The organism is Cellulosimicrobium sp. NPDC057127, assembly GCF_042670945.1.
Lineage (GTDB): Bacteria > Actinomycetota > Actinomycetes > Actinomycetales > Cellulomonadaceae > Cellulosimicrobium.
The window spans coordinates 91629-109506 of sequence record NZ_JBHUUP010000015.1 but is presented as its reverse complement, the minus strand read 5'-3'; the positions used below and the strand labels follow the sequence as shown (position 1 = coordinate 109506).

Sequence of the window (17878 nt, the reverse complement as noted above, 5' to 3'; positions counted from 1 at the left end):
GTCCACCGGATTCGCCGCGATCCGGTGGACGACCCCGTGTTCGGGTGGCGCTATCCCCGTGGTCGACGCCCCCGCCGCGCCAGGAACGACGCGACGGCGGTCCCCACGCCACCGGGGACGTCACGGCCGGTGAAACGCAGGACCTCGATCGAGCCGGACGCCACGAGACGGTTCTGCCGCGTCCGGTCGGCGTACACCGCGTCGGGCGCCGCGTGCACGTCCCGCCCGTCCATCTCCGCCACGAGCCAGCGCCCCTCGCCCAGGCGCCACCCCATGTCGGCGCGGGCCACGACCCTCCCGTCCGGGCCGAGGACGGGGAGCTGCACCGTGTCGGGCGGTACTGCGGCATCGACGCAGTCCAGCCGCCCGAAGGACTCGAGCGGCGACTCGGCACGACCGTCGGCGAGGCCCCACAGCGCGTGCGTCGCCGCCACCCCGCGGCGTCCACGAGCCAGGTCGTGCGCCCGCTCGACGTCGCGCGCCTCGAGAAGACCGCGGTGCAGCGCCGAGTCGAGGACCGCGAGGGCGTTGTGCCGCGGGAGCTCGGGCACCGCCTGCGCGAGTGCCCACACCAGGGACGCGACACGGCGGCCGTCGATCACGACGGTGGTCATGCCCGCGTCGAACTGGCGCAGGCGGACGCCGTCACGCGACACCCGATCGCTCGCACGGGGCAGCGCGGCCTCCGGCTGCACCTGCGCAGGCAGGCCCTGCACGCCGTGCAACGTGAGCGCGGACGTCCCGACGGCGACGGCGTCACGCCCGTAGGCGAGCAGGCCGAGCCACGCCGCTCGCCGCCGTCCGGCCTCCCACGGATCGTCGACCCGCGCGCTGGGCGAGACGTCGTACACGCCGCGGGTGACGCGTCTCCACGCACCGGTGTCCGCGCGGCGGCACGCGACGCGTGAGGTGACCCCGGCTGCGGCGAGCTGGTCGGCGGCGAGGAGCCCGCCCTGCGTCTCGGCCGTCCGGAGGAGGGCGGATGGGATCGACATGCCGGCAGCGAAGCGTCCGCCGCGCCCGTGGGCCGACGGGAACCGAGGCTGCTGTGGACGAGCGCCCCGACCCGCGGGCCTGTGGACGACCTGTCGACCGGCGAGGCGCACCGCCGAGCACGGGATCACGCACCGCCGAGCACGGGATCGGCCACCGGATCCGGCGGATTCCGGTGGCTGATCCCGTGTTCGGCGACCGGGTGGGTGGGTCGTGCTCGGCGGGCGGAGTGAGGGGCGGGCGGAGTGAGGGGCCGGCGGCGCGAGGGTCGGGAGGGCTACTGGCGGTCGCGCTCCGCCATCTTGGCGAGCATCGCGTTGTACTCCGTGAGCTCTGCGTCGCCGTCGCGGTCGGCCTGGCGGTCGCGGCGCTTGGCCTCGCGCTCGTCGGACCGCGTCCACATGACCGCGACGATGATCGCCAGGCTCAGGGTCGGCAGCTCGCCGATGCCCCACGCGACGCCGCCGCCGCGCTGCTGGTCCTCGATCGCCGTCGGGCCCCACTCGCGGCCGAGGAGTCCGAACCACTCGGGCACGAGCAGCACCTCGCCCGACGTGAGCGCGACGCCGAAGAACGCGTGGAACGCCATCGTCGCGAACAGCAGCAGGAGCCGCTGGGGGTAGCCGGGCCGGTGCGGGCCGGGGTCGATGCCGACGAGCGCGTTCGCGAACAGGTACCCGGCGAGCGTGAAGTGCAGGATCATCACGAGGTGCCCGACGTAGGTCGTCAGGGCGAGCTCGAACGCGGGCGTGTAGTAGAAGACGATCATCGAGCCGGCGAAGTTCACCGCGGCGACGACGGGGTTGGCGAAGAACTGCCCGACGCGCGACGTCACGACCGCGAGCACCCACTCGCGCGGGCCCCGCGACCCGTCCTTGCGCGGCGGCACCGCCCGGACGAGCAGCGTCACCGGCGCCGCGAGCACGAGGAACACCGGCACGAGCATCGCCAGGATCATGTGCTGCACCATGTGCGCGCTGAACAGCACGTGCCCGTAGGTCGCCGGACCGCCCGACGTCACCCAGAACATCACGACGATCCCTGCGCACCACGACACCGTGCGCCCGACGGGCCAGCGGTCGCCGCGGCGCGCGAGCCGCCGCACCCAGACGAGGTAGACGACGAGCGCCGCGCCGCACGCGAACGCCGGCAGCAGGTCCCAGCGCCACTCGGTGAACCACCGCGCGAGCGTGGGCTCGGGCGGCAGCGGGTGGCCGGTGACGATCTCGGCGGGCGTGGCGTCGAGGACCTCGTCGTCCGGCACGGGCGGGGCCGTCGACCCGAGCGCGACGGCCACCCCGGAGACGGCGCCCATGATGGCGAGCTCGACCGCGGCGAGGCGCCAGAACAGCCACCGGGTGGCGTCCGCGCCGTCGCCCTTCGCCCCGCCGCGACCCGGGGCCGTGCCCGCGAGCCGGCGCACGACGAGCTCGCGGTGCGCGAACCCGACGACGCCGAGCACCACGATGAGCGCGATCTTGACGAGCAGGAGGACGCCGTAGTCGGTGGTGAGGTCGGCGAGGTCCTCGACCCGGATGCTCGCGTTGACGACGCCGGAGAGCCCGACGGCGACGTAGCACCACAGCGCGATCGCGGAGTACCGGGCGACCGCCGGGGCCAGGTCGGCGCGGCCGAGGCCGCCCCGTACGCGCACCACGGCGAGCGTGCCGAGGCCGCCGACCCACAGCGCCGCCCCCGCGAGGTGGAGGAACATCGACGACACCGCGAGCTCGTGGCTCGCGGCCCCGGCGGCGTGCCCGGTGTTGGCCTGCGCCGCGAGGGCGACGAGCGCGAGGGCCGCGGTCCACATCGCCCCCGTCGCGCCGCGCACCGCGAGCGCGACGGCGGAGGTCGCCGCCGCCACCACGACGACGAGCAGGTAGTTGCGCCCGAGGCTCACCTGCGAGACGAACAGGCCGAGCTCGTCGCCGAACGTGGGGCCGGTGACCGGCGTCCCGGAGATCACCGCGTACCGCAGCACGAGCTGCACGACGGCGAGCACCGCCCACGTGCCGGACGCGACGCCGGCGACGCCGAGCGCCCGGCGCACCGGCTCGCCCGGGGCCAGCACGCACGCCGCGAGCACGAGCGAGCCCAGCGTCAGGGCGACGGCGAGCTCGGTGAGCACGGTGACGACGGGTGTGCCGAGCCGGGCGAGGGCGCCCGGGTCGCTGAACCCGGGGACCGCGGCGAACGCGGACGAGAACGCCCCGGCGGCGAGCACCGCGGCGACCGCGACGACGACCGCCGTCGGGCCGGCGAGCACGAGCCACCAGGGGTTGGCGGGCCGGGCGGCGGACGACGGCGCACGACGCACGGCGGTCGAGGTCATCCCACCAGGGTAGGCGCGCGCGGTCCCGCACCGGGAACCGCGGACCCCGGCGCGCACGGGGCACGCGGGTGCGCGACGGGGACTCCTCCCCATCGGGCCTGTGGACCGAGCCGCCGTCGGTCCAGGTCCCGCTGGCATACTGGGCGCGGTTCGCCGGCGGGCGCTCACCCGGCCGTCCGCACGGTGCACGCGCACCCGAGACCCCACCCGGAGGACGACCCATGGCCGCAGGGCACGGCAGCATCTCGACGGCGGACCTGGACCAGGCGAGCCACCTCCTCAAGCGGGTCGGGCAGGTGTTCGACCAGCGCGTCGTCGGGCAGGAGGCGCTGCGCACGGCCCTCGTGTCGACGCTGCTCGCGGGCGGCCACATCCTCCTCGAGTCGGTGCCGGGGCTCGCGAAGACGACGGCCGCGCAGACGCTCGCGTCGGCGATCGACGGGTCGTTCCACCGCATCCAGTGCACGCCCGACCTCATGCCGAACGACATCGTCGGCACGCAGATCTTCAACTACGCCTCGGGCCAGTTCACGACGCAGCTGGGCCCGGTGCACGCCAACGTCGTGCTGCTCGACGAGATCAACCGTTCGTCGGCGAAGACCCAGTCGGCGATGCTCGAGGCGATGCAGGAGAAGCAGACGTCGATCGGCGGCGAGGTGTACCGGCTGCCCGACCCGTTCATGGTGCTCGCGACGCAGAACCCCATCGAGGAGGAGGGCACGTACGTGCTGCCCGAGGCCCAGATGGACCGCTTCCTCATGAAGGAGGTGCTGACGTACCCGACGCCGCACCAGGAGCTCGAGATCCTGCAGCGGGTCGCGAGCGGGCAGATGAACGACCCGGTCACGGCGCAGCCGGTCACGCTCGACGACGTGCGGTTCCTGCGCGGGCTCGTCGACGACGTCTACGTCGACGACTCGATCAAGCGGTACGTCGTCGACCTCATCAACACCACGCGCCTGTCCGGGCCACGGCCCGTCGCGGGGCTCGACCGGCACGTGCGCGTCGGCGCGTCGCCGCGCGGCGGCATCGCGCTCATGCGCGTCGGGCAGGCGCTCGCGGTCCTCGCGGGCCGCGCGTTCGTCGTCCCGGACGACATCAAGGCCGTGCGGTACTCGGTGCTGCGCCACCGTCTCGTGCGCACGTTCGACGCGCTGGCCGACAACGTGCCGCCGGAGCAGCTCGTCGACGCGGTGTTCGACGCCGTCCCCACGCCCTGAGCGCACCCGTGCCCGACGTCTCCCGCCTCGCCCAGGTCCGGGCCCGGCTCGACCTCCCGGTCGTGCGCCGGGCCGCGGGCCTGCTCGAGGGACGCCACCGCTCGATCTACAAGGGGCACGGGCAGGACTTCGACGACCTCCACCTGTACGCGCCCGGCGAGGACGTCGGGGACATCGACTGGAAGTCGTCGGCGCGCGCCGGGATCCCGATCGTCCGGCGGTTCGTGCGCGAGTCGAACGTCAACCTCGTGCTCGTCGTCGACACCGGCCGCCCGATGGGTGCGACGGCGCCGAGCGGCGAGTCGAAGGCCGCGGTCGCGAGCCTGTGCTGCGGGCTCGTGGCCTACCTGGCCCGGGACCGCGGCGACCGGGTCGCGCTCGTGGCGGGCGACGCACGGCGCGTGGTGCAGCTCCCGCCGCGCGCGAGCACCCAGGACCTCGAGGTGCTGCTGCGCACGGTCGAGGACATGTGGCGTGCCGACGCGCCGCCGAGCGACCTGGCACGCCCGCTGGACCGGGCGCTCACGGCGTTCCGACGGCGTTCCCTCGTGGTCGTCGTCACGGACGAGGCGCGACCCGACGCCGCGCACGACCGGCTCCTGCGGTCGCTGCGCCTCCGTCACGAGGTGATGGTGGTGCGGGTCGCCGACCTGTCCCCCGTCGCGCTCGGCGGCGCGGCGGCCGGGGACCGCGAGGTCGAGGACGTCGACGGGGCGCTGCGGCTCCCCGCGTTCCTGCGGGGGCGGGCCGGGCTCGCCGAGGCGGCGGCCGCCGCGGTGGCGCACCGTCGCGCGGAGGTCGCGCAGCGCCTCGCGGGGATCCAGGTGGAGTCGGTGCTCGTCGAGGGCACGAGCGACGTCGTCCCGCGGTTCGTCGAGCTCCTGGGGAGGCAGAAGCGTGCCCGTCGATGAGCTTGTGGACCCGGTGGGCTACCCGGGGTGGTGGACGGCCGTGGGTGTCGGCGTGCTGCTGGCGGCCGCGGCGATCGTCGCCCTCGTGCTGTGGTGGACGCGGGCGAGCGCGCAGGAGAAGGCCGCCGGCCCGGCCGCGCGCCCGCCGGCGGCGGGTCCGTCCGACCCGTACGGGCCGCTGCGCGCCGAGTACGGGCGGCGGCTCGACCTCGTCGAGGAGCGCTACCGCGCGGGCGAGCTCGACGAGCGCGCGCTGCACCTCGCGCTGTCGGCCGAGGTGCGCGGGTTCGCTAGCGGCCGCACGGGCCAGGACGCGTCGTCGATGACGCTGTCGGAGATCCAGCAGCTCGCGGACGCCGCGCACCTCACCCCGGTCATCGCGCGCTACTACCGCCCGTCGTTCGCGGACCACGACAACGACCCGCGGGCCCGCGCGACGGACGCCGAGGACTCGATCGCCCGCGCCCGTGCGGTGGTGAGGACGTGGTGACGGCGGCCGCGGTCGTGCAGGGCCCGCAGGGTGCCTCGATCCTGTGGCCGTGGGTGTGGGTGGCCGCCGTCGTGACGGTGCTCGCCATGGCCGCGGTCGCGTGGTGGCTCGCCCGGCGTCGCCAGGCCGGCTCGCGGGACCGCGACGTCGTGTGGGTGGCGAACACGCGGTATCTCGCGAGCCTGCCCGCCTTCACCGCGTGGGTGCGCCGCTACCGCGCGCTGCAGGGTCTCACCGCGGTGTCGCTGCTGGCGGCCGTCGTGGGGGCCGGTGCCGTGGCGGCGCGCCCGGTGGAGACGGACGTCGTCGTGGACCGGCTCGGCACGCGCGACATCGTGCTGTGCCTCGACGTCTCGGGCTCGATGATCGAGTACGACGGCGCCGTGCTCCAGGTGTTCCAGGAGCTGGTCGACAGCTTCGAGGGCGAGCGCATCGCGCTGTCGATCTTCAACTCGTCCTCGCGGACCGTCTTCCCACTGACGAACGACTACACCCTCGTGCAGGAGGAGCTGCAGGCCGGCATCGAGGCGCTCGACGAGGACCCGGCGGAGTTCGACTACACGGGCGGCACGGACGACGCGGCGATCCTCGAGTTCGCCCAGTTCACGGCCGGGACCACCGCGAACCTGGCGGGGGCGAGCCTCATCGGCGACGGGCTCGCGACGTGCGCCCTGCAGTTCGACGAGGCCGAGACCGACCGCTCGCGCTCGATCATCCTCGCGACCGACAACTACGTGTCCGGCGAGCCGATCTACACGCTGCCGCAGGCCGCGGAGCTCGTCGCGTCGCGCGACATCACGCTGCACGGCATCTTCGGCGGGTCGACGCGCTACGAGGGCACGCCGGAGGAGACGGAGTACCGGCAGGTGGTCGAGTCCGGCGGCGGGCTGTACTTCCTCGCCGACGACCCCGCGGCCGTGCAGGGGATGGTCGACGACGTCGTCGCGCAGCAGGCGGTCGAGCTCGACGCCTCCCCCGAGGTGCTGGTCACGGACACGCCCGGGACGTGGTTCCTCGTCGCGGTGGCCGGGGTCGGCCTGCTGCTCGTCGTCGCCTGGCGGGTGCGGCAGTGAGCGCGAAGACGGCAGCCGGCAGGGGAACGGCAGCGGGCACGGGGACGGCAATGGGCGCGGGATCGGCCGTGCCGACCGGGACGGGGGTGGCACGGTGACCCTCCAGCCGCTGGTGCCCGTGTGGCTCCTCGCCCTGCTCGTCGTGCCGCTGCTCGCCCTGACGGTGCGGCAGGCCCTGCTCGCGGGTCGTCGGGGGCCCGACGGCGTCGTGCGCCCGGGCGCCCCGCGCGCGGCATGGGTGCGGCGCACGGGCGCCGTGGTGCTGCTCGCGGTGATCGGCCTCGGGCCGTCGGTCTCCTCGACGGACCGCGACACGTCGGTCGCGAACGTCGACATGTTCTTCGTCGTGGACCGCACCGGGTCGATGGCGGCGGAGGACTACGGCCCCGCGGGAGACCAGGAGCGGCTCGACGGCGTGCGGCACGACATCGTGAGCCTGACGGAGTCGATCCCGGGCGCGCGGTACTCGATCATCTCGTTCGACTCCCAGGCGTCCCGGCAGCTCCCGCTCACCACCGACACGCGCGCGATCGCGTCGTGGGCCCAGACGTTCGACCGCGAGATCACGCGCTACTCCCAGGGGTCGCTGACCGACCGGCCGCTCGAGGAGCTGACGTCCGCGCTGCGCGGCTCCGCGGAGCAGCACCCGGCGAACATGCGTCTCGTGTTCTTCCTGTCCGACGGCGAGCAGACCGCCGAGGGCGAGCCCCGCTCGTTCGCGGACCTCGCACCGCTCGTCGACGGCGGCGCGGTCCTCGGCTACGGCACCGCGGAGGGCGGTCACATGAAGGAGTACGACCCCGACGTCGCGCCCGAGGACGCCGAGTACATCGTCGACTGGTCACGCCCGAGCGAGGACGGCGAGCCACCCCGTGCGGTGTCGGTCCTCGACGAGGAGACGCTGCGCGGTCTCGCCGACCAGCTCGGTGTCCCGTACGCGCATCGTGAGGCGCCCACGGAGACGGCGTCGCTCGTCGCCGGGATCGACCCCGAGCAGGTCGCGGCCGACGGCCGCCGCGACGTGACGAGCCACCGGCCGGTCGTGTGGCCGCTCGCGCTCGGGCTGGTCGCGCTGCTCGCCGTCGAGGCGTGGTTCTGGTCGCGCTCCGCGAGCCGGTCCCTCGTGCGTCCCGCACCGGGCGAGCGGGCGACGTCGCGCGGGTCGGAGGTCCGGCGATGAGCGCCGTGCCCCCGCCCCCGCCGCCCTGGGGCGGCCCGCGCGCGCCGCGGGCGGAGGCAGCGGCACTGCGGCGGGCGCGCCTGCGCCGCCGGACGACGTGGCTCCTCGTGACGGCTCCCGTGGTGCTGGCGCTCGTGGTCCTGGGCGTGAAGCTCGCGTTCCTGGCCCCGGTCGCGTCGTTCGCGCGCGCCGACTACGACGCCGGGGCGCACCGGGACGCCGCAGGGACGTACGGCTCGCAGCGCACGCTCAACCTCGTCGAGCCGTGGAAGGCGCACTTCAACGCCGGCACGGCGAACGCCCGCTCGCAGGACTCGTGGGCGCTGTACGACGCGATCGACGGGCTGGACCGCGCGTACCGGCTCGCCGAGGGGGAGTCGGCAGAGGTCCGGTGCGCGATCCAGACGAACCTCTCGCTCGCGTACGAGCTCTCGGGCGACGACGACCTCGGCTACGCGCAGGACAAGGCGGACGAGCTCGCGGCGGTCGAGGCGGCGATCGCGGCGCGGGAGGCCGGGCTGCCGTTCGACGAGGACGTGCTCGACCCGTACGGCGACGGCAACGAGGTGGACCCGGAGAAGCTCCGGCAGGACGTCCAGGACTGGTACGAGTACGCCGAACGGTCGTACGCGACCGCGGAGCAGGTACGGGGCTGGCCGGACTGCGGGGAGTCCGAGCAGACGCCCGAGGAGGAGGAGCAGTCCGCCGCGGCGCTGCAGCGGCTGCAGGAGAAGCAGCAGCAGGCGCAGGAGTCCCAGCCGGAGAACCAGGGCACGCAGGGCGAGAACGGTGAGACCGGCGAGGACGGCGACGAGGGCGAGCCCGGGCAGGGCGACGAGCAGTCGGACGCCTCGGGCGACGGTGGGCAGAGCCAGGCGGAGCAGGAGGAGCAGCAGCGCCGCCAGCAGCTCGAGCAGCAGAACTCCGAGGCGCGCGAGCAGGCCGACCGCGAGGAGCAGGAGTACCGCGAGCTCTACGGCGACGAGCCGGGCACGGGCGGCGAGCCGGAGGACGGCGACGGCGGGGACCTTCCGAAGAACTGGTGACGACGGCGCGTCGCCCCGTCAGTCCGCCAGACCGTCGACGAGCAGCGTGCGCGGTCCGGGCCCTTCGTCGCCCAGCGCGTCGCGGGGGTTGACGAGCACGCACCGGCGCAGCGACAGGCACCCGCACCCGATGCAGTCGGTCAGGTGGTCGCGCAGCCGGGTCAGCTGCTCGATGCGCGCGTCCAGGTCGGCGTGCCACCCCGCGGAGAGCCGGTGCCAGTCCTTCGCCGTCGGCGTCCGGTCGCCGGGAAGCGTCTCGAGCGCCTCGCGGATGCGTGCGAGCGGGATGCCGACGCGCTGCGACGCCCGGACGAACGCGACCCGCCGCAGCGTCTCGCGCGCGAACCGTCGCTGGTTGCCCGGTGTGCGCCGGCTCGAGATGAGGCCCTGGCGCTCGTAGAAGTGCAGCGCGGACACGGCGACGCCGCTGCGTGCCGCGAGCTGGCCGACGGTGAGCTCGTCGCCCGGCTCCGGTGCGTCGTCCGGCGCCATCACCCTCCCTCTCCCCGCGGCACACCCGGGGCTTGACCTCGACGAATGTTGAGGTTCGACACTAGCAGCGCGTGCCTGCGACGGGCTCGCACGGCCGCTCCGGCACCCGAATTCCCGCGCCCGCACGAGGTGCCGCGGCGTACCGTGAGCCAGGCCGGAGGGCCCAGGAAGGACGCACCCATGACGGCAGCACCACGCACGCGGTCCGACGACGCCGTCGACGCCAGGACCGGCACCGACCCTCACGACCCTGCCGCCCTGTCCCCGACGACGCAGCGCGCCGTGCTGTCCGGCATGGTCGCGTTCGTGTTCCTCGGCGCGTTCGAGGCGCTCGCCGTCGCGACCGCGATGCCGACCGTCGCCGTGGCGCTCGACGGACTGACCCTCTACACGCTCGCGTTCGCGGCGTCGCTCGCGTCGAGCGTCGTCGGCATGGTGGCGTCGGGACGCTGGAGCGACCGCGCCGGCCCGACGACGCCGCTGTGGACGGGCATCGGGCTCTTCCTCGGTGGGCTGCTCGTCGCCGGGCTCGCGCAGCACATGCTCGTGCTCGTCGCCGGCCGGGTGCTCCAGGGCGTCGGCACCGGGCTCTACATCGTCGCGCTCTACGTGCTCGTCGCCCGGGTGTTCCCGACCGACCGCCGCCCGCGCGTGTTCGCCGCGTTCGCCGCGGCGTGGGTGGTCCCGTCGATCGTCGGCCCCGCGATCGCGGGTCTCGTCGTCGAGCACGTCGGCTGGCGCTGGGTGTTCCTCGCCGTCCCCGTGCTCGCCGTGCCGGCACTCGTCCTCATGCGGCCGGGCGTGCGCGCGGCACGGTCGTCCGGCGACGTCCCCGGCGAGGGCGCGGGACCCGACGCCGGCTCTCCCCTCGACCGGCCCGCCCGGCAGGCGTCGCTCGCGTGGGCGGTCGTGGCCGCCGTCGGGATCGGTGCGCTGAACTACGCGGGCCAGCTCCGCGGCGCTGCACTGGTCGTGCTGCTCGCCCTCTCGCTCGCGGCGGTCGTCGTCGCGGTCCCCCGCCTCCTGCCGCCCGGGACGACGCGCGCGGCGCGCGGCCTGCCGAGCGTGATCGCGCTCCGCGGCCTCGTCGCCGCCGCGTTCACCGGCGCCGAGGTGCTGCTGCCCCTGCTGCTCTCGCACGAGCGCGGCCTCTCGCCGTCGCTGGCGGGCGCGGTCCTGACGTTCGGCGCGGTCGGGTGGTCGACCGGATCCTGGCTGCGCGGCCGCGCGACGTGGGGTCTCACGCACGCGGGATACGTCCGGCTCGGCGGCACGCTCGTCGCGCTCGGCGTCGGCGGCGCCGCTCTCCTGGCGTGGACGGCGGTACCGCCCGTCGTCGGGATGGTCGCGTGGACGTTCGCGGGCCTCGGCATGGGCATGACCCACCCGACGCTCTCGGTGCTCACGCTCGAGCTCTCCCCCGTCGCGGAGCAGGGCGCGAACAGCTCGGCGCTCCAGGTGTCCGACGCCGTCGCCGCCGCCACGGCGCTCGCCGTCACCGGGTCGCTGCTGTGGGCGCTGCACTCCTCGCTGGGCCTCACGGCGTACGTCGTGTGCTTCGGCGTGACGGTCGCGCTCGCCGCCGGCGTCGCGCTGCTCGCGCCCCGCACGCGCCCGCTCGTCACCACGAGGTAGAGGGATCCCACCGAGGCAGAGGGACATTTCCCTCTACCTCGACGGATGACCTCTATCTCGCGGCCGGGAGGGTGGCCGCGGCGTCGGCGTAGCGGTCGAGCACGATCGCGGTGAGCCGCGGGTCCGGCGCGAGCGGCGCCGTCACGAGGTCGGCCCCCGCGGTGAGCAGGCGGTCGTGGAAGAAGCCGGGCGCGAGGAGGTAGGCCGCGACGACGACGCGCGGCGCGTCGTCCGCCGGCGCGCCCCCGTCCACCGGCGCGCCCCCGTCCACGGCAGCCCCCTCGTCGGTGCCGAGGCCCGCCCGCGCCGAGGCGACGGCGTCGGCCACCGACGGCTTCGCCATGGCGCCGTAGCCCACGGTCACCGGTCCGGGGTGACGCTCGCGCAGCCCGGCGGCGAGCTCCTCGACGTCGCGCGCCGCGCCCGGGCGGCTCGACCCGGCGGCGGCGATCACGACGGCGTCGTCCGGCCGCACGCCGGCCTCGGCGAGGCGGTCGGCGAGCAGGTCCACGAGCCGCGCGTCCGGACCGAGCGGCGTCGCCGCGGCGGCGTCGCCGGTCCCGGGGCCACGGTCCTCGACCGACGCCGCGATGTCCACCCCGACGTGGAACCCGCCGGAGAGCAGCAGCGGCACGACGACCGCGTCGCGCGGCTCGCCGTCCTCGGGTGCGACGACCGACGTGACGACGTCCGCGACCTCGGGCTCCTGCACGTCGACGAAGGCCTCACGCACGTCCAGGTCGGGTCGGGCGGCGCGCACGTCGTCGAGCAGCGCGCGGACCACGAGACGTCCGTCGAGGTCGTGGGTGCCGTGCGAGCACCCGACGAGCACGGGGCCGCCGCCCGGCTCCGGCGTCGCCCCCTCGGCGCCCTCGGGCGCGGCCTCCTCCCCCGGCGTGCCGGAGGGGAAGGCCAGGATCTCCGTGGTCATGCGAGCTCCAATCGATATCCGCGCTTGACGACGGTCTTGACGAGGTCGCGGCGCCCCGTGGCCTCGCGCAGCCGGGCGACGGCCACCTCGGCGGCGTGCGGGTCGCGCGAGTCGCCCGGGAGGACGTCGAGCACGTCGTCGCGCGTGACGACCTCGCCGCGCCGCGACGCCAGGAGCCGCAGGACCTCGAGCGCGCTCGGGGACAGGGGCAGCACGACGCCGTCGAGCACCGCGACGCGCGAGCGGATCTGCAGCGCACCGGCGACGGTCGCGAGCGCCACCGTCTCGGCGTGCTCGTAGTGGGCCACGAGCGCGCGCACGAGCGCCCCGAGACGCCCGCGCTCCGGCTGGAGCGGGCTGACGCCGCGGTGCTCGAGCGGCTTCGCGGTGACGGGGCCGACGGCGGCCGCGACCATGGACCCGTCCTGGAACCGGCTCACGACGAGGCGGCCCACCTCGTGCTCCTCGGCCGCGCTCAACCACGCCTCGGCGCCGGGGGCGGACGTGAACACGACGGCGTCGATCTCGCCCGACGCCGCGGCCTCGACCGACGCACGGACCGCCTCCGGGTCGGGTGGCGGACCCCACCGGTACACGACGAGGGAGGCGACCTCGGCGCCCGCCTCCGAGAAGACGACGTCCAGGCCGTCCGCGCCCGCGCCGTGGTGCTGCACCGCGATCCGCAGGCCCGCGACGCCCTCGCCGAGGAGGACGTCCGCGATCTCCGCCGACGTCTCGGACTCCGCGACCCAGTCGGCCGTGAGCCCGGCCGCCTGGATGGCGCCGCGCGCCTTCGGGCCGCGCGCGACGATGCGCGCCCCGCCGAGCACCTCGAGCAGCCGGTCGGCGAGCCCGTGCGCGTCCGCGGCCTCGACCCACGAGCGGAAGCCGATGCCCGTCGTCACGACGACGACGTCCGGCGGGTGCTCGACGAGGTCGCGCGTGCCGGCGAGGAGCTGCTCGTCGTCGGCGTGCGGGATCATGCTGAGCGCCGGCGCGTGGCGCACCTCGGCGCCGCGCCGCTCGAGGGCGGCGGCGAGCTCGCTCTTGCGGCGGTCCGCCGTGAGGAGCACCGTGCAGCCTGCCATGACCTGCCCGAGCGCAGGCCGGGCGTCGGCGGCCGCGACGTCGGCGACGTGCTCGGCGTTCACGCGGGCGGCGCCGGGTGGAGCCGTCCCTCCGCGGCCACGTCCCCGATCACGATGATCGCCGGGGCCCGGACCCCGGCCTGGGTGGCGCGCTCCGCGACGTCGACGAGCGGGGCGCGCGTGACGCGTTGGCGCGGCGTGGAGCCGCTCTCGACCACGGCGACGGGCAGCGCCGGGTCGGCCCCGGCGTCCAGCGCCTGGGCCGTGATGCGAGCGAGCTGCGAGACACCCATGAGGACGACCAGCGTAGCCGTGCGATCGCGCACCGACACGAGCGACGCCTCGTCGAGGCCGTCGTGACCGCTGACGACGTGGAACGCGGCGACCGTCCCGCGGTGCGTCAGCGGGATACCGGCGAGCGCCGGGACGCTGAGCGCGCTCGACACGCCCGGCACCACCTCGACGGGGACTCCCGCCTCACGGCAGGCCAGGACCTCCTCGCCGCCGCGCCCGTAGACGAACGGGTCGCCGCCCTTGAGACGCACCACCTCGCGGCCGCGCCGCGCCTGCTCGACGAGGATCGCGTTGATCTCGTGCTGCGGCACGGGGTGGTCGCCGGCGGTCTTGCCGACGTCGATGACCTCGACGCCGGGGGCGAGCTCCTCCAGGACGTCCACGGGCCCGAGCCGGTCGGCGACGACGACGTCCGCCTCGGCGAGGGCGCGGCGGCCGCGCAGCGTGAGGAGGTCGACCGCCCCGGGGCCGCCGCCCACGAGCACGACCTTCCCCATGCTGCCGGGCGCGCGCCGGTGCCGCCGGCTGTCCGCGCCACCCGTGCGCAGGTGCTCGGCGATCGCGTCGCGGACGGCGCGGACACGGCGGGGATCTGCGCCCAGGGTGCCCGTGTCAGCATCACGCGCCGCCCCGGGGGCACCTGGTGCTGACACATCGGTGACGACGCCGACCAGCACGTCGCCCTGGTGAGTGGTCGCGGGCGTGCGTGCGGTTCCCTCGTGCGCCGCACCGGCGTTGACGCACCACGTGCGACGCGCCTCGGCCCACGCGGCGAGCTCGCGGTTCGCGCCCGAGTCGTCGGTCGCGGCGAGCACGAGCCACGCGTCCTCCACGTCGGACTCGCGCACGTCGCGCGGCGCCCACGTGATCCTCCCGCGCGCGCCGCCCGGGCGCGGCCCGTCGGCGGGCAGCGCCCCGAGCGCGCCGCACGCGGCGACGAGGTCGTGCAGGTCCTCGCACAGCTGCGGCGCGACGACGCGCACGTGGGCGCCGTCGGCCCACATCGCGCGGGCACGGCGCGCCGCGACCGGCCCGCCGCCCGCGACGAGCACCGTACGGCCCGCGAGGTCGAGCCCGAGCAGCGTGGTCACGGCGCACCGCCTCCGGCTGCGGCGTCGTCACGGGCACGGGCCGCCACGTGCACGACGCCGTCGCGGACCTCGACCGCCCAGGTCGCCAGGTCCGGGGCGAGCCCGTCGACCGGCTCGAAGCCGACGCGGTCGAGGCAGCGCCCGGTCTCGAGCGCGAACACCTGCTTGTACATCGGCCCTGCGACCGTCGGTACACCGCCGCGGGTGCCGACGATCCCGCGCGACATGACGTTCGCGCCCGAGAACGGGTCGCGCTGCTGCACCGCGCGTACGGTGCCGTCGGGGAGCCGGAACAGCGCCACCTGCACGCCGCCGACGAGCGCCGCCGCGCCCCGCTCGACGGCGAGGTCGCGCAGCAGGCACACGCGCTCCCACGTGGTGGGGACGAGGGTCGGGGTGCTCATCGACGGACCTCCAGGGTCGAGCCCGCGATCACCACGGGGCCGGCGGGTACGGGCTCGGCGCCCGACGCGCGGGCTGCCTCGAGGGCGGCCGTGCGCTCGGCGGCGGTCGCAGGACGGATCTGCCCGCGCTCGGTGACGTACGCGAGGTCCGGGTCCGGCTCGGCCGGCGCGTTGACGAACGAGCCGAACCGGCGCAGCTTCTCCGGGTCCTCCAGCACCGCGCGCCACTCGTCCTCGTAGTCGTCGACGTGGCGGGCCATGGCGGCGTCGAGGTCGGCGCCGATGCCGAGGCTGTCCTCGAGGATCACCTCGCAGATCGCCTCGAGACCGCCCTCGTGGTCCTCGACCCACGCGGCCGTGCGCTGGAGGCGGTCCGCGGTCCGGATGTAGTACATGAGGAACCGGTCGATCGCGCGGATCATCTCCTCGGAGGTGAGGTCCTCGGCGAGCAGCTGCGCGTGCCGGGGCGTGAAGCCGCCGTTGCCGCCGACGTACACGTTCCAGCCCTTGTCCGTCGCGATGACGCCGACGTCCTTGCCGCGCGCCTCCGCGCACTCGCGCGCGCAGCCCGAGACGCCGAGCTTGATCTTGTGCGGCGAGCGCAGGCCCCGGTACCGCAGCTCGAGCTCGACGGCCATGCCCACCGAGTCCTGCACGCCGAACCGGCACCACGTCGACCCGACGCACGACTTCACGGTGCGCAGCGACTTGCCGTACGCGTGGCCGGACTCGAAGCCGTGCTCGACGAGCCGGCGCCAGATGTGCGGCAGCTGCTCGATGCGGGCGCCGAACATGTCGATGCGCTGGCCGCCCGTGATCTTCGTGTACAGGCCGAAGTCCTTGGCCACCTGGCCGATGACGAGCAGTCCCTCCGGAGTGATCTCACCGCCGGGGATGCGCGGGACGACGGAGTACGTGCCGTCCTTCTGCATGTTCGCCATGACGTGGTCGTTGGTGTCCTGGAGCGCCGCCTGCTCGCCGTCGAGGATGTGCCCGTTGCCGAGCGAGGCGAGGACCGACGCGACGACGGGCTTGCAGATGTCGCACCCGCGCCCCGGGTCGACGGTCGCGCCCGACTCGTCGACGACCGACCGGCCGAACCGCGCGATGATCTCGCTGAACGTGTGCAGGTCGGCGACGCGCACGGCGTCGAACAGCTGGGCCCGCGAGAGCTCGAAGTGCTCGCACAGCGCGTTCGACACCTCGATGCCCGCCCGCTCGAGCTCGGTCGTCGTGATCTTCTTGACCAGCGGCAGGCAGGAACCGCACGACGTGCCGGCCTTCGTGCACACCTTCACGCCCGCGAGGTCGGTGCACGCGTGCTCGGTGACGGCGCCGCGGATGGTCCCGGCGCTGACGTTGTTGCACGAGCAGACGGTCGCGTCGTCGGGCAGCTCGAGGGACGGTGCACCACCGCCCGAGCCCTCGGGGAGCAGGAACGCGCCCGGGTCGCCCGGGAGCTCCGCGCCCAGCATGGGACGCAGCGACGCGTACGGCGTCGCGTCGCCGACGAACACGCCGCCGAGCAGCGTCCTGGCGTCGTCGGACAGCACGAGCTTCTTGTAGACGCCCGCCACCGGGTCCGCCCACACGAGCTCCATCGAGCCCTCGGTGCGGGCGAACGCGTCGCCGAAGCTCGCGACGTCGACGCCCTGGAGCTTGAGCTTCGTCGCGGTGTCCGCACCCGGGAACGTCGCCTCGCCGCCCAGCAGCCGGTCCGCCACGACCTCCGCCATCGCGTAGCCCGGCGCGACGAGGCCGATGCAGCGGCCCTCGATGCACGCGACCTCGCCGATCGCCCAGACGTGCTCGTCGGCCGTGCGGCACGCGAGGTCGACGACCGCGCCCCCGCGCGCACCCACCTCCAGGCCGGCCGCCCGGGCCAGCTCGTCGCGGGGGCGCACGCCCGTCGCGACCACGACCACGTCGACGTCGAGGCGGCCCCCGTCCACGAAGTCGAGCCGCCCCACGTGGCCCGTACGACGGGAGACCTTCATCTCCTTCGTCCCCGTGTCGCACCGCACCGCGATGCCCATGTCGTTGATGAGACGCGTGAGCGCCTGGCCGCCGCCGAGGTCGATCTGCGCGTCCATGAGGTGGGTGCCGAACTGGATCACCGTCGCCTGCGCGCCGAGCGCCCGGAGCGCGCCCGCGGCCTCGAGCCCCAGGAGCCCGCCGCCGATGACGGCGCCGCGCACCGGTCGCTCCCAGCCGCCCTCGGTCGTCGCGCTGCGTCGCTTCTCCTCGACCCAGCCGCGCAGGGCGGCGACGTCGTCGATCGTCCGGTAGACGAACACGCCCGGCAGGTCGCTGCCCGGGATGGGCGGCACGAACGCGTTCGACCCGGTCGCGAGCACGAGCTCGTCGTAGGCGTGGACGCGGCCGAGCCGGTCCGTGACGGTGCGGGCCTCGCGGTCGACCTCCGTCACCGCGCAGTCGCGGTGCAGCGTGACGAGCGGGTCGTCCCACAGCGCCGGGTCGCCCAGCGTGAGCTCCTCGGCGTCGCGCGCCGAGAAGTAGCTCGTGAGGGCGACGCGGTCGTAGGGCTTTCGCGGCTCCTCCGCGAACACCGAGATGCGCCACGCGCCGGCGCCGTCACGGGCACGCAGGGCCTCGACGAGGCGCTGGGCGACCATGCCGCCGCCGACGACGACGAGGTGCCGGGGCGGCATCGAGGGAGCGCCCGGCTGGGCGGGAT

At 75.2% G+C, this 17878-nt stretch carries 15 protein-coding genes; 7 read left to right on the top strand and 8 right to left on the bottom strand.

The genetic code is table 11. The annotated features are described in order from the left end of the window. Positions 1-50: 50 nt before the first annotated feature. Positions 51-995, bottom strand: a complete 945-nt coding sequence (locus ACFTZA_RS14590) for a hypothetical protein (RefSeq protein ID WP_378196243.1) — start codon at positions 993-995, stop codon at positions 51-53. A 275-nt stretch (positions 996-1270) separates the two neighbouring features. Continuing rightward, complete coding sequence (locus ACFTZA_RS14585; RefSeq protein WP_378196239.1) at positions 1271-3325, bottom strand: cytochrome c oxidase assembly protein; 2055 nt, start codon at positions 3323-3325, stop codon at positions 1271-1273. Positions 3326-3546: 221 nt separating this feature from the next. Between ACFTZA_RS14585 and ACFTZA_RS14580 the strand changes: the two genes are divergently transcribed. The 6 genes from ACFTZA_RS14580 (at position 3547) to ACFTZA_RS14555 (ending at position 9245) form a co-directional block, all read left to right on the top strand. Then, positions 3547-4545 (top strand): AAA family ATPase, encoded by a 999-nt coding sequence (locus tag ACFTZA_RS14580; protein WP_378196236.1) that lies wholly within the window; start codon positions 3547-3549, stop codon positions 4543-4545. Between the two features lie 8 nt (positions 4546-4553). Beyond that, positions 4554-5456, top strand: coding sequence for a DUF58 domain-containing protein (locus ACFTZA_RS14575; RefSeq protein ID WP_378196233.1), 903 nt, complete (start codon positions 4554-4556; stop codon positions 5454-5456). Further along, the gene (locus ACFTZA_RS14570; RefSeq protein WP_378196230.1) at positions 5443-5946 is read left to right on the top strand and encodes a hypothetical protein; all 504 of its coding nucleotides are present in this window, start codon (positions 5443-5445) and stop codon (positions 5944-5946) included. Before ACFTZA_RS14575 ends, ACFTZA_RS14570 begins: the two co-directional genes overlap by 14 nt. Then, positions 5940-7019 (top strand): VWA domain-containing protein, encoded by a 1080-nt coding sequence (locus tag ACFTZA_RS14565; RefSeq protein WP_378196227.1) that lies wholly within the window; start codon positions 5940-5942, stop codon positions 7017-7019. The genes ACFTZA_RS14570 and ACFTZA_RS14565 overlap by 7 nt, the downstream gene beginning before the upstream one ends. Positions 7020-7113: 94 nt before the next feature. Continuing rightward, positions 7114-8199, top strand: coding sequence for a VWA domain-containing protein (locus ACFTZA_RS14560; protein WP_378196224.1), 1086 nt, complete (start codon positions 7114-7116; stop codon positions 8197-8199). After that, positions 8196-9245, top strand: a complete 1050-nt coding sequence (locus ACFTZA_RS14555) for a hypothetical protein (protein ID WP_378196221.1) — start codon at positions 8196-8198, stop codon at positions 9243-9245. Before ACFTZA_RS14560 ends, ACFTZA_RS14555 begins: the two co-directional genes overlap by 4 nt. Before the next feature lie 18 nt (positions 9246-9263). Here the strand turns inward: ACFTZA_RS14555 and soxR are convergent, their stop codons facing one another. Continuing rightward, positions 9264-9737 carry a redox-sensitive transcriptional activator SoxR gene (gene soxR, locus ACFTZA_RS14550; RefSeq protein ID WP_378196218.1) on the bottom strand — a complete coding sequence of 158 codons (474 nt, stop codon included), beginning with the start codon at positions 9735-9737 and terminating at the stop codon, positions 9264-9266. Between the two features lie 180 nt (positions 9738-9917). Here soxR and ACFTZA_RS14545 point away from each other — a divergent pair, with 180 nt between their 5' ends. Next, a complete protein-coding gene (locus ACFTZA_RS14545; protein WP_378196215.1) occupies positions 9918-11372 on the top strand; it encodes an MFS transporter in 1455 nt (484 codons plus the stop codon). Between the two features lie 52 nt (positions 11373-11424). On the opposite strand, the gene ACFTZA_RS14540 is transcribed toward ACFTZA_RS14545, so the two are convergent. From ACFTZA_RS14540 to nirB, 5 genes are read right to left on the bottom strand one after another with little or no spacing between them, the layout of a single operon-like run. Next, on the bottom strand, positions 11425-12303 hold the full coding sequence (locus tag ACFTZA_RS14540) for a sirohydrochlorin chelatase (RefSeq protein WP_378196212.1): 879 nt from the start codon (positions 12301-12303) through the stop codon (positions 11425-11427). After that, complete coding sequence (locus tag ACFTZA_RS14535) at positions 12300-13391, bottom strand: uroporphyrinogen-III synthase (protein ID WP_378196258.1); 1092 nt, start codon at positions 13389-13391, stop codon at positions 12300-12302. Before ACFTZA_RS14535 ends, ACFTZA_RS14540 begins: the two co-directional genes overlap by 4 nt. Before the next feature lie 59 nt (positions 13392-13450). Next, the gene (gene cobA / locus ACFTZA_RS14530; protein ID WP_378196209.1) at positions 13451-14776 is read right to left on the bottom strand and encodes a uroporphyrinogen-III C-methyltransferase; all 1326 of its coding nucleotides are present in this window, start codon (positions 14774-14776) and stop codon (positions 13451-13453) included. Then, complete coding sequence (gene nirD / locus ACFTZA_RS14525; RefSeq protein ID WP_378196205.1) at positions 14773-15180, bottom strand: nitrite reductase small subunit NirD; 408 nt, start codon at positions 15178-15180, stop codon at positions 14773-14775. The genes cobA and nirD overlap by 4 nt, the downstream gene beginning before the upstream one ends. After that, positions 15177-17852 (bottom strand): nitrite reductase large subunit NirB, encoded by a 2676-nt coding sequence (gene nirB, locus ACFTZA_RS14520; protein WP_378196255.1) that lies wholly within the window; start codon positions 17850-17852, stop codon positions 15177-15179. Before nirB ends, nirD begins: the two co-directional genes overlap by 4 nt. Between the last annotated feature and the right edge of the window lie 26 nt (positions 17853-17878).

Excerpts from the sequence above, each read along its gene's own strand:
- ACFTZA_RS14545 (WP_378196215.1), top strand. The coding sequence starts at position 9,918 with ATGACGGCAGCACCACGCACGCGGTCCGACGACGCCGTCGACGCCAGG.
- soxR (WP_378196218.1), bottom strand. The coding sequence starts at position 9,737 with ATGGCGCCGGACGACGCACCGGAGCCGGGCGACGAGCTCACCGTCGGC.
- ACFTZA_RS14555 (WP_378196221.1), top strand. The coding sequence starts at position 8,196 with ATGAGCGCCGTGCCCCCGCCCCCGCCGCCCTGGGGCGGCCCGCGCGCG.
- nirB (WP_378196255.1), bottom strand. The coding sequence starts at position 17,852 with ATGCCGCCCCGGCACCTCGTCGTCGTCGGCGGCGGCATGGTCGCCCAG.
- ACFTZA_RS14585 (WP_378196239.1), bottom strand. The coding sequence starts at position 3,325 with ATGACCTCGACCGCCGTGCGTCGTGCGCCGTCGTCCGCCGCCCGGCCC.
- ACFTZA_RS14535 (WP_378196258.1), bottom strand. The coding sequence starts at position 13,391 with ATGGCAGGCTGCACGGTGCTCCTCACGGCGGACCGCCGCAAGAGCGAG.
- ACFTZA_RS14540 (WP_378196212.1), bottom strand. The coding sequence starts at position 12,303 with ATGACCACGGAGATCCTGGCCTTCCCCTCCGGCACGCCGGGGGAGGAG.
- ACFTZA_RS14590 (WP_378196243.1), bottom strand. The coding sequence starts at position 995 with ATGTCGATCCCATCCGCCCTCCTCCGGACGGCCGAGACGCAGGGCGGG.
- ACFTZA_RS14580 (WP_378196236.1), top strand. The coding sequence starts at position 3,547 with ATGGCCGCAGGGCACGGCAGCATCTCGACGGCGGACCTGGACCAGGCG.
- nirD (WP_378196205.1), bottom strand. The coding sequence starts at position 15,180 with ATGAGCACCCCGACCCTCGTCCCCACCACGTGGGAGCGCGTGTGCCTG.